Below are 15,103 nucleotides of genomic sequence, written 5' to 3' on the forward strand. Positions count from 1 at the left end.
TGCGCCGCATGTTCGAGTCCCTGACCCAGCGCCTTTCCGGCACCATCGAGCGCCTGCGTGGCCGTGGCCGCCTGACCGAGGAGAACATCCGCGAGGCGACCCGCGAGGTGCGCATCGCGCTGCTGGAAGCCGACGTGGCGCTGCCGGTGGTGCAGGCCCTGATCGAGCGCATCAAGGTGCGCGCGGTCGGCCAGGAAGTGCTGAAGTCGCTGACCCCGGGCCAGGCCCTGATCAAGGTGGTGCGCGACGAGCTGACCGCGGTGATGGGCGCCGAAGCCAGCGACCTGAACCTCAACGTTCCCGCCCCGGCCATCATCCTGATGGCGGGCCTGCAGGGCGCCGGCAAGACCACCACCGTGGGCAAGCTGGCCAAGCACCTGAAGGAAAAGCGCAAGAAGAAGGTGATGGTGGTGTCGGCCGACGTCTACCGTCCGGCCGCGATCGAGCAGCTGAAGACCCTGGCCGAGCAGGTGGGCGTGCTGTTCTTCCCGTCCAGCGCCGACCAGAAGCCGGAAGCCATCGTGCGCGCGGCCATCGACGATGCGCGCAAGTCGTTCGTGGACGTGCTGCTGGTCGATACCGCCGGCCGCCTGGCCATCGACGAAGCGATGATGGCCGAGATCAAGGCCCTGCACGCGGCGGTGAACCCGGCCGAAACCCTGTTCGTGGTCGATGCCATGACCGGCCAGGACGCGGCCAACACCGCCAAGGCCTTCGGCGATGCGCTGCCGCTGACCGGCGTGGTGCTGACCAAGACCGACGGTGACGCCCGTGGCGGTGCCGCGCTGAGCGTGCGCTACATCACCGGCAAGCCGATCAAGTTCGTCGGTGTCAGCGAAAAGCCCGAAGGTCTGGATGTGTTCCATCCCGACCGTATCGCCAGCCGCATCCTGGACATGGGCGACGTGCTGTCGCTGGTGGAGCAGGTCGAGCAGCAGGTGGACAAGGACAAGGCCGCCAAGCTGGCCGAGAAGGTCGCCAAGGGCAAGAAGTTCGACCTGAACGACATGCGCGACCAGCTGGAGCAGATGCAGAACATGGGCGGCATTGGCGGCCTGATGGACAAGCTGCCGGGCCTGGGCAACATTCCCGACCACCTGAAGCAGCAGGTCAGCCTGGGCAAGGAAGTGCCCCGCATGATCGCCATCATCAATTCGATGACCAAGAAGGAACGGCGCAACCCGAACCTGCTGAACGGCTCGCGCCGCGCGCGCATCGCCAAGGGTTCGGGCGTGACCCCGGCCGACGTCAACAAGCTCATGAAGCAGTACATGCAGATGGAAAAGATGATGAGCAAGATGGCCGGCGGCGGCATGAAGGGCATGATGCGCAGCATGAAGGGCATGATGGGCGCCATGGGCGGCCGCGGCATGCCGTTCCGTTGATGCGCTGCTGAGGCCACGCATTGGTAGAGTCGAGCTTGCTCGACTGCTGTTGGTGGTTCAGTCGAGCAAGCTCGACTCTACGTGGCGCGCGGTTCAGTCGAGCAAGCTCGACTCTACCCCCTTGCTGCGCGCACCATGGGGGCCTGTCTGCAACGATGGGCCGCCCTGCTGATGTCTGCTGTCACTTCCCGCGTCGAGGCGTTCTGCCGGCGCTTCCAGGTTTCCCTTCCGATCCTGCTGGCGCCGATGGCCGGGGCCTGTCCGGTGCCGCTGTCTGCTGCGCTGGCCAACGCCGGCAGCATGGGCGCGATGGGCGCGGTGCTGTCTTCGGCGGCCGATATCGGCGTGTGGATGGACGATTTCCGCGCGGCCTCTGCCGGCCCCGCGCAGGTGAATCTGTGGCTGCCCGACCCGGCGCCGGCCCGCGACGTGGCCGCCGAAGCCGCCAGCCGCGCCTTCCTGGCCCAATGGGGGCCCGAGGTGCCGGCCAGCGCCGCCGATGCCACTCCGGCCGATTTTGATGAGCAGTTCGCCGCGCTGCTGGCCGCGCGCCCTGCGGTGGCTTCGACCATCATGGGCGTGCTGTCGCCGCGCCATGTGCAGCAATTGAAGGATGCCGGCATTGCGTGGATTGCCTGCGCGACCACGCTGGCCGAAGCGCGCGCGGCGCAGGACGCCGGTGCCGATGCGGTGGTGGCGCAGGGCGTGGAGGCCGGTGGCCATCGCGGCGCCTTCGATCCGGAGTTGGCCGAACGGCAACTGGTCGGGCTGTTCGCCCTGTTGCCGCGCCTGGCCGACCACCTGCAGATTCCGGTGATCGCCGCTGGCGGCATTGCCGATGGGCGTGGCATCGCCGCGGCGCTCACGCTGGGCGCCAGCGCCGTGCAGATCGGCACCGCTTTCCTGCGTACCCCCGAAGCGGCGATTGCCCGGGCCTGGGCCGACGCACTGGCGGTGACCGAACCCGAAGACACCTGGCCGACCCGCGCTTTCAGTGGGCGCCTGGGCCGCGGCCTGGCCACCCCGTATGTGCGTGCGGCGGCGGCCGATGCTGCGCCACCACCGCGGCCGTACCCGGTGCAGCGCGGGCTGACCGCGCCGATGCGCAAGCAGGCGACGCAGCGCAATGATCTGGCGGCGATGCAGGCCTGGGCCGGGCAGTCGGCGTGGATGGCACCGGCGCGGCCGGCCGCCGAGGTGCTGGCCGACATGTGGCGCGACGCGCAGGCCCTGCTGCGGTGACCGTGACCTGCAACGGCCAGCCCGCGCAGGCCGACGATCTGCTGCCGGCGCTGGTGAACTACGGCCACTTCACCTCGCTGCAGGTGCGTGGCCATGCCGTGCAGGGGCTGGAGCTGCATCTGGCGCGGCTGTCACAGGCCACGCGCGAGCTGTTCGGCAGCGAACTGGACCTGCGCCGGCTGCAGGCGTGGATGGCGCAGGCGCTGCAGCAGGCGGGGCAGGGCGATGCCTCCATGCGGGTGACGGTGTTTTCGCGCCGCTTCGATTTCCGCAACCCGCTGGCCGCCGTGCCGGTGGACGTGCTCGTGGCGGTGTCGGCGCCGGTGGCCCTGGTGGCGCCGAAGCGCGTGCGCAGCGTGGTCTGGCAGCGCGACTGGCCGCAGATCAAGCACGTGGGAACGTTTGGTCTGTTTGCCCAGCGCCGTGCGGCGCTGGCGGCGGGGTTTGACGATGCGCTGTTGGTGGCGGCCGACGGGCAGATCAGCGAGGGCAGTACCTGGAACCTGGCCGCGCACGATGGTCAACGCCTGCTCTGGCCGCAGGCGCCGGCACTGCGCGGGACCGCCGAGGCGCTGCTGCAGCGGTACTGGCCCGGCGCGCAGGCCATCCAGCCCTTGCGGCTGGCCGATCTGGCCGGTGTGAAGGCGGCCTTTGCCTGCAATGCCAGTGGGGTGTGGGCGCTGGAGGCCATCGATGGGCAGGCCCTGCCGGGGTCGCAGGCGCTGGCTGAACAGGGCAGGGCGGTGCTGGCGGGCGTGCCGTGGGACGTGCTGGGGTCAGAGCCCTTTTGCGCGGCAAAAGGGATCTGACCCGATGGCTGGCCCAGGGGTTGGCCCGGCCGCCATCTGCCGCTATAATCGCCCGCTTACCTCGCCATTCCGGCGACTGGGCAATAGGAAAAACACCATGGTCAAGATTCGACTGACCCGCGGCGGCGCCAAGAAGCGTCCGTTCTACCACATCATCGTGACCGACGTGCGCAGCGCGCGCGACGGCCGCAACATCGAGCGCGTTGGTTTCTACAACCCGGTCGCCCAGGGCGGCGAGAAGCGCATCGAGCTGGACCTGGCCCGCGTTGACCATTGGGTCAAGAACGGCGCCCAGCCGACCGAAAAGGTCCGCAACCTGATCAAGGAAGCGGCCAAGACCCAGGCCGCTGCGGCCTGATCCTGACGGGCCGCGCTCTGGCGCGGCCCATCTGATTGAACGCAGATGAAAGATAACGAGCGCCGCATCCTGCTGGGCAGGATTGTCGGCGCTTTTGGTGTGCGCGGCGAAATAAAGCTCGAGTCCTGGACCGAGCCGCGTTCCGCTATTTTCCGTTACCAGCCGTGGATCCTGCGCAGCCCCAACGGGCAGGAATCGACGCTTGAAGGCGCTCGTGGCCGCGACAGCGGCAAGCATCTGGTGGCCCGGTTCCCCGGCATCGAAGATCGCGACACGGTCGAGGCCATGCACGGCACCGAGATCTACGTGGCCCGCAGCGCGCTGCCGCCACCGAAACCCGATGAGTATTACTGGGTGGATCTGGAAGGCCTGGATGTGAAGACCGTCGAGGGCGTTGCCCTGGGCCAGGTCTCGCACCTGTTCAGCACCGGCGCCAACGATGTGGTCGTGGTCCGTGGCGACCGCGAGCGGATGATCCCGTTCGTGCTGCCGGACTTCGTCAAATCGGTCGACTTCGAGGCCAATCTGGTCGTGGTCGATTGGGACCCCGAGTTCTGAGTGTGAGCATGCGCTTCGACGTCATCACCCTGTTCCCCGACTTCCTGGCCCAGTCCGCTGGGCTGGGCGTGGTCGGCCGGGCGCAGGAGAAGGGGCTGTTCAGCCTGCACGGCTGGAACCCCCGTGATTACGCCGAAGGCAACTACCGCCGGGTGGACGACCGTCCGTTCGGCGGTGGCCCGGGCATGGTGATGCTGATCGAGCCGCTGCAGGCCTGCCTGCAGGCGATCCGCGACGCCGACCCGACCCCGGCGCGGGTGATCTACCTCAGCCCGCAGGGTGCGCCGCTCACCCAGGCCAAGGTGCGGGAACTGGCGGCGCTGCCGCGCGTGGTCCTGCTCTGTGGCCGCTATGAAGGCATCGACGAACGCTTCCTGGAAGCCAACGTCGATGAAGAGATTTCCCTTGGCGACTACGTGCTGTCCGGCGGCGAACTGGGTGCGGCAGTCATCATCGATGCCGTGGCCCGCCTGCAGGACGGTGCCCTGAACGACGCCGAATCGGCCGCCCAGGACAGCTTCGAAGGCGACCTGGGCCTGCTCGACTGCCCGCATTACAGCCAGCCGGCCCAGCACCCGCTGGGCGACGTGCCGGACGTGCTGCGTTCGGGCAACCACGCGGCCATTGCCGCCTGGCGCCGCCAGCAGTCGCTGGTCCGTACCGCCGAACGGCGCCCGGACCTGCTGGATGAACAGGCGCTGGGCAAGGCCGACCGCAAACTGCTGGAACAGGGCCGCCAGGCCCAGAAACACAAGGCCAGCCCCTAGCGCAGGGCTGGCTTTATCGGCTATCATGGCCAATTCCCGCCAGCCCCGGCCGGCGCGCGCAGTACCCACAACAAACGTGCAGCACAGTTCCGTGACTGCATGAGCCTACGTTGTCAGAACGACACGCCCACCCGAACAAGAATCGGTGTAACCCATGAGCAAGCTGAACAAGTCCATCGTCGCGGAATTCGAATCCGCCCAGATCACCCGCGAACTGCCGAAGTTCAGCCAGGGCGACACCGTTGTCGTCAACGTGAAGGTGAAGGAAGGCAGCCGCGAGCGCGTGCAGGCCTATGAAGGCGTTGTGATCGCCACCAAGAACGCCGGCCTGAACTCCTCGTTCACCGTGCGCAAGATCTCGCACGGCTACGGCGTCGAGCGCGTCTTCCAGACCCACAGCGCCATCATCGACTCGGTCGAAGTGAAGCGTCGTGGTAAGGTCCGCGCCGGCAAGCTGTACTACCTGCGTGGCCTGGAAGGCAAGGCTGCCCGCATCAAGGAAGACCTGGCTGCCGCTGCTGCCGCCAAGGCTGCCCGTCTGGCCGAAAAGGCCTGATAAACAACTTCGGTTGTTGCCGCGACGGCCACCTTCGGGTGGCCGTTTGCGTTTGTGGGCTGGCCGGCGCTATGTTCGCGGCATGACGACCGTTGAACAGCGTTACCCGCCCAGGGTGCAGGCCGCCCTGCGCCATCTTGACGCCGCGGGTGTGCAGCGCCGGCACTCGGCGCCGCCACTGCATCGCCTGCTGTGGCGCATGGGCGTCAACGCGCCCCCGCCGATCATCGCCAGCGTGGCGTCCAATGCACTGCTGATGGGTATCTGGTTCGCACTGGGCTGGGGCGTGCTGATGTGGCTGCTGGTCTGGCGCAACACCAGCCTGCCGGTGGCAGTGGCGGTGTTCAGCGCGCTCCTCGCCGGCGTCCTGTTCGGTCTGCTGATGGCGGTCGTGATGCGCGTGATGCGCCTGCGCCGTGGCCTGCCGTTATGGCGTGACCTGCCCAGCCGCTGACCTGCGACCACGGAGCGCTGTGCAATGCCTTCCAAGCCATCCGCCCCCGCTGCGCCGAAGCTGTTGTCTGGCGGTAATCCGCAGATCGCCAAGGGCGATGGTGATGCACCGGTCCAGGCCTATATCGCCGCCATGCCCGGCTGGAAGCGTGCGTTCGGCGAGCAGCTCGATGCCCTCATCACCCAAGCCGTGCCCGGCGTGCACATGGCCGTGCGCTGGAATTCACCGATGTATGGCGTTGCCGAAGGGCAGGGCTGGTTCCTCAGCTTCCACTGCTGCACGCGTTACATCAAGGTCGCGTTCTTCCACGGCGCGCTGCTGCAGCCGCAGCCACCCGAGCCTTCGAAGCGGGCCACCACACGCTATCTGCACCTGTATGAAGACAGCGTGCTGGACCGCGCACAACTGCTGGAGTGGCTGCAGCAGGCACGTGCGCTGCCCGGCGCGCGCATGTAGTTTTCCCTTCCCACCGTACCGTGCGAGTGCAGACATGCCCAGGAAAGCTGTGGAAGCCACCGAAGCAACACGCCCTGCCTCTGAACTGATCGATGCGCGCATTGCCGAACTGGGCGACTGGCGCGGCGAGACGCTGGCCCGCGTGCGTGCGCTGATCCACCAGGCGCTGCCCGACGTGGAAGAAACCTGGAAATGGCGCGGCACGCCGGTGTGGGAACACAACGGCATCCTGTGCACGGGCGAAACCTACAAGCAGGCAGTGAAACTGACCTTCGCCCACGGCGCCGCGCTGCCTGACCCGAAGGGCCTGTTCAATGCCAGCCTGGAAGGCAATACACGGCGCGCGATCGACATCCACGAAGGAAAGATGCCCAACGCGACCGCGCTGAAGGCCTTGATCCGCGCTGCGGCCAAGCACAACGCCGCGAAGTAGAACGGTAGTGTCGGCGCTATCGGGTCACGGCATCCGGGTCGGCTACCGGCGAGGGCGGGCAGGCCGGCACTTCCGACGGCGTGGCCAGTACTTCGGCCGGCGCCGGCGGGGTGATCATCCGCGCCTTGCGCCAGCCACCCCAGCGGTAATACGCCAGCGACAGCAGCATGGACACCAGCGAACCAGCCGGGAAACTCCACCAGATCGCATCGGCGCCCCAGTACGGCTGCAGGAATTCAGCGAACGGCACGCGCACGCCCCATAGCGAGGCGGCCAGGATCAGCAGCGGTGGAATGACCGCACCGGTGGAGCGCACCACGCCGGAAATCACGAAGCTGACACCGAAGAACAGGAACGAGCCGATCACCACGTGATTCAAATGGCGGGCGATCTGCAGCGATTCGCTGCCCTGCGGCAGGAACAGCGCCAGCGAATACTGGTCCAGCGCTACCAGCGGCAGGATCAGCGCCCCGGTCAGCAGGAAGTTGAACAGCACGCCCTGCCGCGCGGTGCCGCGCACGCGGTCCCAGCGCTGCGCGCCCACGTTCTGCGCGGCCATCGACGAACACGCCGCACCGATGGCCATGGCCGGCATCTGCACGTAGTTCCACAGCTGCAGCGATGCGCCATACGCGGCCGCGGTATCGGTGCCGTACTGGTTCACCATGGTCATCAGCATGATGACCGACAGCGAGATCAGCACCATCTGCAGGCCCATCGGCACGCCCTTGACCACAAGCGCGCGCAGGATGGTGAAATCGAGCTTGAACAGGTGCATGTCGGCACGCCCCAGCCACAGCGTGTGCCGCTTGTGCCGCATGTACAGCAGCAGGCCGGCCAGCGACAGCGTCTGCGACACCAGCGTGGCCCAGGCCGAGCCGGCAATGCCCAGTTCCGGGAACGGGCCCAGGCCGAAGATCAGCACCGGATTCAGCGCGATATCCAGCACCACCGATACCAGCAGGAAGCGGAACGGCGTGCGCGAATCGCCGGCACCCCGCAGCGCGGCGCTGAGGAAGGCGAACGCGTACAGCGTGGGCATGGCCAGGAAGATGACGCGCAGGTAGGCCTCGGCCAGCGGCAGCGAGGCGGCCGGCGTGCCCATCGCTGCCAGCAGCGGGTGGGCCAGGAACCAGCCGGCGATGGCAATGACCACCGACAGGCCGATGAAGAACGTGGCACTGGTGCCGACCACGCGCCGCGCCTGGCCGATGTCGCGCGCGCCGATGGCCTGGCCGATCAGGATGGTGGCGGCCATGCCGAAGCCGAACACCGAACCGATCAGGAAGAACATGATGTTGTTGGCGTTCGCCGTGGCCGTCAGCGCGGCCTCGCCCAGGAAGCGCCCGACCCACACCGCGTTCACCGAACCATTCAGTGACTGGGCGATGTTGCCGGCCAGGATGGGCAGCGCGAACAGCAGCAGGTTGCGCCCGATCGGGCCGGAAGTCAGGTCAAGCGGCGCTTTGGCCATGGGCTGGAGATCGAATGCCGGGAGGCGCACACTAGCACCAAGCCGGTTTGCGGGGTGTGGCAATGCATCAGCAACAGCAGGGGGTGTGCGGGATCGCGCTGGCCTTGATCGTGGCCGTGCTGCCCGCATGTTCCATGGACGACCGCCTGGGCGATACCCAGATACGGCCGACCGACCGACCCGAATGCCTGGTGGGCAGCCCACGCCAGGACCTGGCCTCTGGTGTGAAGCCGTTGATCGGCGGCACCGGCTGCCGGGTCGACCCGGACAACCCGCGTCCCTTGAATCGACCCCCGGAGTAGTTTCCGCCGATGCATGCGCTTTCCCCGCTGCCGCCCAGTGTCCGCCTGGATATCTGGCTGTGGGCGGCCCGTTTCTTCAAGACCCGCAGCCTGGCCAAGCAGGCCATTGAAACCGGCAAGGTGAGCGTGGCCGGCCAGCGCCCTAAATCCTCACGCGCGGTGCGCGTGGGCGAGCAGGTGCAGGTGGACCGTGGCGAGGAACATTTCGAGATCCAGGTGCTGGGCATCAGCGACCAGCGCGGCCCGGCGCCGGTGGCGCAGCAGTTGTACGTGGAAAGCGAAGCGTCGAAGGCGCGGCGGGCCGAGCAGCGTGCGTTGCGCATCGCCGCCCGTGATGGTTTCCAGCCGCCGGAGCACAAGCCGGACAAGCGCGCGCGGCGGTTGATCCGCGCGCTGGGTGATCTGGACGCGTTGTAACGGCGTGATGGTGGCGCGTTTACGGTAGTCGCCCACCTTGGTGGGCGATTTGTTGTGTGCCAACCAAGGTTGTCACCTACCAGATGCGGTCGTGGCGGGTTGTGTGCCAACCAAGGTTGGCACCTACCAAACGCGTCAGCCGTGCAGGTCGTAGCGGTCCAGTTCCATCACCCGGGTCCAGGCGGCGATGAAATCCTGCACGAACTTCTTCTCGCCATCGGCACTGGCATACACCTCGGCCAGTGCGCGCAGCACGGCGTTGGAACCGAACACCAGGTCGGTGCGGGTGCCGGTCCAGCGGGCGGCGCCGTCGTTGCGGCCACGGCCTTCGTAGCTTTCGCGACCAGTGGCCTTCCACTGCGTGCCCATGTCCAGCAGGTTCACGAAGAAGTCGTTGCTGAGCGTGCCCGGGCGCGCGGTGAACACGCCGTGCTTGCCGCCATCGGCGTTGGCACCGAGCACGCGCAGGCCGCCGACCAGCGCGGTCATCTCCGGCGCGGTCAGGGTCAGCAGCTGTGCCTTGTCGATCAGCAGCGCTTCGCCCGGCACCGCGTAGGCGCCCTTCAGGTAATTGCGGAAGCCATCGGCGGCCGGTTCCAGTACCGAGAACGATTCCACATCGGTCTGTTCCTGGCTGGCATCGGTGCGGCCCGGGGTGAATGGCACGCTGACCTCATGGCCACCGGCCTTGGCCGCCTGTTCCACGCCCACGCCACCGGCCAGCACGATCAGGTCGGCCAGCGACACCTGCTTGCTGCTGCCGGCATTGAACGCGGCCTGCACCTTTTCCAGCGCGGCCAGCACCTTGGCCAGCTGCTGCGGCTGGTTCACCGCCCAGTCCTTCTGCGGGGCCAGGCGCACGCGTGCACCGTTGGCACCACCGCGCTTGTCCGAGCCGCGGAAGGTGGAGGCCGACGCCCACGCAGTGGACACCAGCTCGGCCACGCTCAGGCCGCTGGCGGCGATCTGCTGCTTCAGCGCGGCGATGTCCTTGGCGTCGATCAGCGGGTGCTGCGCTTCCGGCAGCGGGTCCTGCCAGATGAACTGTTCGGCCGGAATTTCCGGGCCGAGGTAACGCGCGCGCGGGCCCATGTCACGGTGGGTCAGCTTGAACCAGGCGCGGGCGAAGGCATCGGCGAAGGCCTGCGGGTTTTCCAGGAAACGGCGCGAGATCTTTTCGTAGGCCGGGTCCATGCGCAGCGAAAGATCGGTGGTGAGCATGGTGGGGCGGTGCTTCTTCGACGGATCGTGCGCGTCGGGAATTACCGCGTCGGCGTTCTTGGCCACCCACTGGTGGGCACCGGCCGGGCTCTTGGTCAGTTCCCATTCGTTGCCGAACAGGATTTCGAAGAAGTCGTGGCTCCACTGCGCCGGGGTGCGGGTCCAGGTGACTTCCAGGCCGCTGGTGATGGTGTCGCCGCCCTTGCCGCTGCGGAAGCTGCTGACCCAGCCCAGGCCCTGGTTTTCCAGATCGGCCGCTTCCGGTTCCTTGCCCACGTTGTCGGCCGGGCCGGCGCCGTGGGTCTTGCCGAAGCTGTGGCCACCGGCGATCAGGGCGACGGTTTCCTCATCGTCCATGGCCATGCGGCCGAAGGTATCGCGGATGTCATGTGCGGCCAGCACCGGGTCGGGGTTGCCGTCCGGGCCTTCCGGGTTCACGTAGATCAGGCCCATCTGCACCGCCGCCAGCGGGTTTTCCAGCTTGCGCGAATGCACATCGCCGTCGGCATCATCGTCTGACACCAGTACGCCGTGGTCTTCCTGCACGCCTTCGGAGCCGTGCTTGTAGCGCACGTCGCCGCCCAGCCAAGTGGTTTCGCGGCCCCAGTACACGTCCTGGTCCGGTTCCCAGGTATCGGGGCGGCCGCCGGCGAAGCCCAGCGTCTTGAAGCCCATCGATTCCAGCGCGACGTTGCCGGTAAGGATGAGCAGGTCGGCCCAGGAAATGGCCTGGCCGTACTTCTGCTTGATCGGCCACAGCAGGCGGCGGGCCTTGTCCAGGCTGACGTTGTCCGGCCAGCTGTTGAGCGGAGCGAAGCGCTGCTGGCCGCGACCGCCGCCGCCACGGCCATCGCCGATGCGGTAGGTGCCGGCGCTGTGCCAGGCCATGCGGATGAACAGGCCGCCGTAATGGCCGAAGTCGGCCGGCCACCAGTCCTGCGAATCGGTCATCAGCGCCTTCAGGTCGGCCTTCAGGGCGGCATAGTCCAGGCCCTGGAACGCCTTGGCGTAATCGAAGCCAGCATCGAGTGGGTTGGAGCGCGCGGAATGCTGGTTCAGCAGGTCCACGCGCAACTGGTTCGGCCACCAGTCGCGGTTGGTCGTGGCGTCGCCGACCACGGCATGGTTGAAGGGGCACTTGGCTTCGCTTTTCATGGGTATCTACCTGTGGGCTGGCGAAATGGGAATCGGGTTCAAGCCCACGATAGGCAGGGCTTGGCGATCGGTAAATTCGATTGATTCAACCAATGCGATAGTGGTGACCTATGGGGCCGTCTGCATAGGACGATCGTGGCCGATCAGCGCTTCAACAGGCCGGCGCCCAGCTTCATCAGGTCGCTGGCGCCGAACTGGCCATCGCCGTCCTGGTCCAGGGCGCCGCCCAGCAGGCTGCCCAGACCGCCGCCGCTCTGCGTTTCCTGCCCCAGCGCGCTGCTGAGTTCGGAGGCATTGCCCTGCTGGGCAAACCGCTGGGCCAAAAACGACATGACGATGGGGGCGAGGATCGCCAGCAGCTTGCCGGAGGTGCCGCTGTCCAGCCCGGTCTTCTGGCCCAGGGCCGCGGCCGCCTGCGGCTGCTGGCCGCCGAACACGTGGCCGAGGATGCCGGCGCCGTCGGTGGCACCGCTGCCGCCGCCGCCCATCACCGCGCCGAGGATGCCGCCCAGGTCGAAGCCGCCGCCGCCGCTGTGGTCGCGCTGCAGGGCATTGAGCAGGGACTGCGCGCCCTGCGGCTCGCTGGCGTTCTGGCCCATGGCGCCCAGCAGCAGGGGCAGGGCGCTGCCCACGGCCTGGCTGGTCTGCGCGCTGTCCAGGCCAAGCTGCTGCGATACCTGCTGCAGGCCCTGGCCCTGCTGCAGTTGCTGGAACAGGGATGCGGCGAGGGATTGGGTATTCATGGCGGTCTCCGTTCAGTGAAGGAAGGACCGCCCGAGCATAACGCCGGGTACACGACGGAAATGCGAAGGGTGCCGGGCCGGGCGCCATGCCCACCGGTAGCGCCGGGCCATGCCCGGCGGGTGCCGTTACAACAACGCCTTCAACCGGTACAGCGCTTCCAGCGCCTGCTTCGGGGTCAGCTCGTCCGGATCGATCGCCGCCAGCGCTTCCTGTGCCTTGCTCGATGGCGCGGCGAACAGGCCGAACTGCTGCGGTGCATCCAGCGCCTGCGGGGCCACGGCGGCCGCATGGCTTTCGCCACCGCGCTGTTCCAGCTCGGCCAGGCGGCGCCGTGCCTGCGCCACGGTAGCGCGCGGCAGGCCGGCCAGCGCGGCCACCTGCAGGCCGAAGCTGCGGTTGGCCGGACCGTCCTTCACTGCATGCATGAACACCAGTGCCTCGCCATGCTCGACCGCATCCAGGTGTACGTTGGCGATGCCACTGGCACCGCCTTCGTGCTGCTCGTCGGCCAGCGCGGTCAGTTCGAAATAGTGGGTGGCAAACAGCGTGTAGCAGCGGTTCTGGTAGGCCAGGTGGCGCGCGACTGCATCGGCCAGGGCCAGGCCATCGTAGGTGGAGGTGCCGCGGCCGATCTCGTCCATCAGCACCAGCGAATGCGCGGTGGCGTGGTGCAGGATGTAGCTGGTTTCGGCCATTTCCACCATGAAGGTGGACTGCCCGCGGGCCAGGTCGTCGCCGGCGCCGATGCGGGTGAGGATGCGGTCGATCGGGCCGATCAGGGCGCGGCTGGCCGGCACGAAGCTGCCGATATGGGCCAGCAGCACGATCAGCGCGTTCTGCCGCATGTAGGTGGATTTACCACCCATGTTCGGGCCGGTGATGACCAGCATGCGGCGGTCTGGGTGCAGGTCCAGATCGTTGGGTTCGAAGGGCTGTTCGCGCACCGCTTCCACCACCGGGTGGCGACCGCGTTCGATCTTCAGGCAGGGCTCGGCCTGCAGTTCCGGGCGCGCCCAGTCCAGCGCCTGTGCGCGTTCGGCGAAGGCGGCCAGTACGTCCAGCTCGCTCAGCGCGGCGGCGCACTGCTTCAGCGGTTCCAGCTGGCTGCCCAAGGTGTCCAGCAGTTGTTCGTAGAGGTACTTTTCGCGCGACAGCGAACGATCGCGCGCGGACAGTACCTTGTCTTCGAACGCCTTCAGTTCTTCGGTGATGTAACGCTCGGCATTGGTGAGCGTCTGCCGGCGGGTGTAGTGCACCGGCGCGCGGTCGGACTGCCCCTTGCTGATTTCGATGTAGTAGCCGTGCACGCGGTTGTAGCCCACCTTCAGGGTGGGAATGCCGCTGCTCTCGCGCTCGCGCAGTTCCAGGTCAACCAGGAACTGGTCAGCGTGGGTGGACAGGCGGCGCAGCTCGTCCAGTTCGGCATCGAAGCCATCGGCCAGCACGCCGCCATCGCTCAGCTTCAGCGGCGGCATTTCGGCAATGGCGCTGGCCAGCAGGTGCGCGCATTCGTCGTGCTCGCCCAGCGCGGCGTGCAGGGTCTGCAGGCGCGGCGAATCCAGCGGTGCCAGCACCTCGCGCACGGCCGGCAGCAGGCCCAGGCCATCGCGCAGGGTGGAAAAATCACGCGGGCGCGCCGAACGCAGCGCCACGCGGGTAAGGATGCGTTCCAGATCGCCCAGGCGGCGGAACTGTTCGCGGATGTCTGCATCGCTGCCGCGGTCGATCAGCGTTTCCACCGCATGGTGGCGCTGTACCAGCACCTCACGCAGGCGCAGCGGGCGGTGCAGCCAGCGCCGCAGCAGGCGGCCGCCCATCGGCGTGACCGTGCTGTCGAGCACGCCCAGCAGGGTGTTGCGGGTATCGCCGTCCACCCGCGTGTCCAGTTCCAGGTGGCGGCGGGTGGCGGCGTTCATCGCGATCGCCTCACCGGCGGTTTCCATCGCAATGGAGGTCAGGTGCGGCAGGCGCTGCTTCTGGGTTTCTTCCACGTAGCCGAGCAGGGCGCCGGCGGCAGCGGTGGCACGCGGCTTGTCGTCGATGCCGAAGCCGCTGAGGTCGTGCAGCTTGAAGAAGGCCAGCAGCTGGCGGCGGCCACTGTCGGCATCGAACAGCCACGGCGCGCGGCGGCGCACACCGGTGCGCTGGCGCAGGAACTCGGGCCAGTTTTCTTCGTCGGGCACCAGCAGTTCGGCCGGCTCCAGGCGGGCCAGTTCGGCTTCCAGCGCGTCGTCGGTTTCCACTTCGTTGACCAGGAAGCGGCCACCGGCCAGATCGGCCCAGGCCAGGCCATAGCCCTGCTTGCTGCGCGACAGCGCCATCAGCAGGGTGTCGCGGCGCTCGTCCAGCAGGGCCTCGTCGGTGACCGTGCCGGGGGTGACGATGCGCACCACCTTGCGTTCCACCAGGCCCTTGGCCAGCGCCGGGTCGCCGATCTGTTCGCAGATGGCCACCGATTCGCCCAGCGCCACCAGCCGCGCCAGGTAGCCTTCGTAGGCGTGCACCGGCACACCGGCCATCGGAATGGGCGCGCCGCCGGAGCTGCCGCGCTGGGTCAGGGTGATGTCCAGCAGCCGCGCCGCCTTGCGGGCGTCGTCGTAGAACAGTTCGTAGAAGTCGCCCATGCGGAAGAACAGCAGCAGGTCCGGGTAGTCGGACTTGGCTGCGAAGAACTGCTTCATCAGCGGGGTGTGTTCGGCGGACTTGTCTTTGGACATGGGGCTCGTGGATCTGGGGTGTCCGCCGCGGGAAGGCCGCAGGGCGGAGACGGGT

General features: G+C 67.7%; 16 protein-coding genes. 12 read left to right on the forward strand and 4 right to left on the reverse strand.

All coding sequences use genetic code 11. The annotated features are described in order from the left end of the window. Positions 1-8: 8 nt before the first annotated feature. The 10 genes from ffh to C1932_RS06050 all read left to right on the forward strand — a co-directional run bounded on the left by ffh (position 9) and on the right by C1932_RS06050 (position 7,018). Complete coding sequence (ffh, locus tag C1932_RS06005) at positions 9-1,385, forward strand: signal recognition particle protein (RefSeq protein WP_108761535.1); 1,377 nt, start codon at positions 9-11, stop codon at positions 1,383-1,385. Positions 1,386-1,556: 171 nt separating this feature from the next. Continuing rightward, positions 1,557-2,627 carry a nitronate monooxygenase gene (locus tag C1932_RS06010; RefSeq protein ID WP_108761536.1) on the forward strand — a complete coding sequence of 357 codons (1,071 nt, stop codon included), beginning with the start codon at positions 1,557-1,559 and terminating at the stop codon, positions 2,625-2,627. Further along, positions 2,624-3,436, forward strand: a complete 813-nt coding sequence (locus C1932_RS06015) for an aminotransferase class IV family protein (protein ID WP_108761537.1) — start codon at positions 2,624-2,626, stop codon at positions 3,434-3,436. Before C1932_RS06010 ends, C1932_RS06015 begins: the two co-directional genes overlap by 4 nt. A 97-nt stretch (positions 3,437-3,533) precedes the next feature. Further along, on the forward strand, positions 3,534-3,794 hold the full coding sequence (gene rpsP, locus C1932_RS06020; protein ID WP_108748975.1) for a 30S ribosomal protein S16: 261 nt from the start codon (positions 3,534-3,536) through the stop codon (positions 3,792-3,794). A gap of 45 nt (positions 3,795-3,839) precedes the next feature. After that, entirely contained in the window at positions 3,840-4,352 is a 513-nt protein-coding gene (gene rimM / locus C1932_RS06025; protein ID WP_108748976.1) for a ribosome maturation factor RimM, read from the forward strand. 8 nt (positions 4,353-4,360) lie between these two features. Next, positions 4,361-5,119: a tRNA (guanosine(37)-N1)-methyltransferase TrmD gene (gene trmD / locus C1932_RS06030; protein ID WP_108754753.1), complete on the forward strand. Its 759-nt coding sequence runs from the start codon at positions 4,361-4,363 to the stop codon at positions 5,117-5,119. 154 nt (positions 5,120-5,273) lie between these two features. Next, positions 5,274-5,675: a 50S ribosomal protein L19 gene (gene rplS, locus C1932_RS06035; RefSeq protein ID WP_005408597.1), complete on the forward strand. Its 402-nt coding sequence runs from the start codon at positions 5,274-5,276 to the stop codon at positions 5,673-5,675. Between the two features lie 82 nt (positions 5,676-5,757). Continuing rightward, positions 5,758-6,129, forward strand: a complete 372-nt coding sequence (locus C1932_RS06040) for a DUF6404 family protein (RefSeq protein ID WP_108761538.1) — start codon at positions 5,758-5,760, stop codon at positions 6,127-6,129. Between the two features lie 24 nt (positions 6,130-6,153). Next, positions 6,154-6,585: a DUF1801 domain-containing protein gene (locus tag C1932_RS06045; protein WP_108761539.1), complete on the forward strand. Its 432-nt coding sequence runs from the start codon at positions 6,154-6,156 to the stop codon at positions 6,583-6,585. 34 nt (positions 6,586-6,619) lie between these two features. Next, entirely contained in the window at positions 6,620-7,018 is a 399-nt protein-coding gene (locus tag C1932_RS06050; RefSeq protein ID WP_108761540.1) for a DUF1801 domain-containing protein, read from the forward strand. 16 nt (positions 7,019-7,034) lie between these two features. Here the strand turns inward: C1932_RS06050 and C1932_RS06055 are convergent, their stop codons facing one another. Then, positions 7,035-8,492, reverse strand: a complete 1,458-nt coding sequence (locus C1932_RS06055) for an MATE family efflux transporter (protein WP_108761541.1) — start codon at positions 8,490-8,492, stop codon at positions 7,035-7,037. Positions 8,493-8,554: 62 nt separating this feature from the next. On the opposite strand from C1932_RS06055, the gene C1932_RS06060 reads away from it, so the two are divergent. Next, entirely contained in the window at positions 8,555-8,794 is a 240-nt protein-coding gene (locus tag C1932_RS06060; protein WP_108761542.1) for a hypothetical protein, read from the forward strand. A gap of 9 nt (positions 8,795-8,803) precedes the next feature. After that, positions 8,804-9,211 (forward strand): RNA-binding S4 domain-containing protein, encoded by a 408-nt coding sequence (locus C1932_RS06065; protein ID WP_108752517.1) that lies wholly within the window; start codon positions 8,804-8,806, stop codon positions 9,209-9,211. Positions 9,212-9,346: 135 nt separating this feature from the next. Here the strand turns inward: C1932_RS06065 and katG are convergent, their stop codons facing one another. From katG to mutS, 3 genes are all read right to left on the reverse strand, one after another. Further along, on the reverse strand, positions 9,347-11,587 hold the full coding sequence (gene katG / locus C1932_RS06070) for a catalase/peroxidase HPI (protein ID WP_108761543.1): 2,241 nt from the start codon (positions 11,585-11,587) through the stop codon (positions 9,347-9,349). 143 nt (positions 11,588-11,730) lie between these two features. Continuing rightward, on the reverse strand, positions 11,731-12,330 hold the full coding sequence (locus C1932_RS06075) for a DUF937 domain-containing protein (protein ID WP_108761544.1): 600 nt from the start codon (positions 12,328-12,330) through the stop codon (positions 11,731-11,733). A gap of 126 nt (positions 12,331-12,456) precedes the next feature. Next, positions 12,457-15,048 carry a DNA mismatch repair protein MutS gene (gene mutS / locus C1932_RS06080; RefSeq protein WP_108761545.1) on the reverse strand — a complete coding sequence of 864 codons (2,592 nt, stop codon included), beginning with the start codon at positions 15,046-15,048 and terminating at the stop codon, positions 12,457-12,459. Positions 15,049-15,103: the final 55 nt, after the last annotated feature.

Source organism: Stenotrophomonas sp. YAU14D1_LEIMI4_1 (genome assembly GCF_003086815.1).
In the GTDB taxonomy this organism is placed as follows: Bacteria; Pseudomonadota; Gammaproteobacteria; order Xanthomonadales; family Xanthomonadaceae; genus Stenotrophomonas.

Coding starts and splice junctions, on each gene's coding strand:
- ffh (WP_108761535.1), top strand. CDS start 9: ATGTTCGAGTCCCTGACCCAGCGCCTTTCCGGCACCATCGAGCGCCTG.
- C1932_RS06010 (WP_108761536.1), top strand. CDS start 1,557: ATGTCTGCTGTCACTTCCCGCGTCGAGGCGTTCTGCCGGCGCTTCCAG.
- rpsP (WP_108748975.1), top strand. CDS start 3,534: ATGGTCAAGATTCGACTGACCCGCGGCGGCGCCAAGAAGCGTCCGTTC.
- rimM (WP_108748976.1), top strand. CDS start 3,840: ATGAAAGATAACGAGCGCCGCATCCTGCTGGGCAGGATTGTCGGCGCT.
- trmD (WP_108754753.1), top strand. CDS start 4,361: ATGCGCTTCGACGTCATCACCCTGTTCCCCGACTTCCTGGCCCAGTCC.
- rplS (WP_005408597.1), top strand. CDS start 5,274: ATGAGCAAGCTGAACAAGTCCATCGTCGCGGAATTCGAATCCGCCCAG.
- C1932_RS06040 (WP_108761538.1), top strand. CDS start 5,758: ATGACGACCGTTGAACAGCGTTACCCGCCCAGGGTGCAGGCCGCCCTG.
- C1932_RS06045 (WP_108761539.1), top strand. CDS start 6,154: ATGCCTTCCAAGCCATCCGCCCCCGCTGCGCCGAAGCTGTTGTCTGGC.
- C1932_RS06050 (WP_108761540.1), top strand. CDS start 6,620: ATGCCCAGGAAAGCTGTGGAAGCCACCGAAGCAACACGCCCTGCCTCT.
- C1932_RS06055 (WP_108761541.1), bottom strand. CDS start 8,492: ATGGCCAAAGCGCCGCTTGACCTGACTTCCGGCCCGATCGGGCGCAAC.
- C1932_RS06060 (WP_108761542.1), top strand. CDS start 8,555: ATGCATCAGCAACAGCAGGGGGTGTGCGGGATCGCGCTGGCCTTGATC.
- C1932_RS06065 (WP_108752517.1), top strand. CDS start 8,804: ATGCATGCGCTTTCCCCGCTGCCGCCCAGTGTCCGCCTGGATATCTGG.
- katG (WP_108761543.1), bottom strand. CDS start 11,587: ATGAAAAGCGAAGCCAAGTGCCCCTTCAACCATGCCGTGGTCGGCGAC.
- C1932_RS06075 (WP_108761544.1), bottom strand. CDS start 12,330: ATGAATACCCAATCCCTCGCCGCATCCCTGTTCCAGCAACTGCAGCAG.
- mutS (WP_108761545.1), bottom strand. CDS start 15,048: ATGTCCAAAGACAAGTCCGCCGAACACACCCCGCTGATGAAGCAGTTC.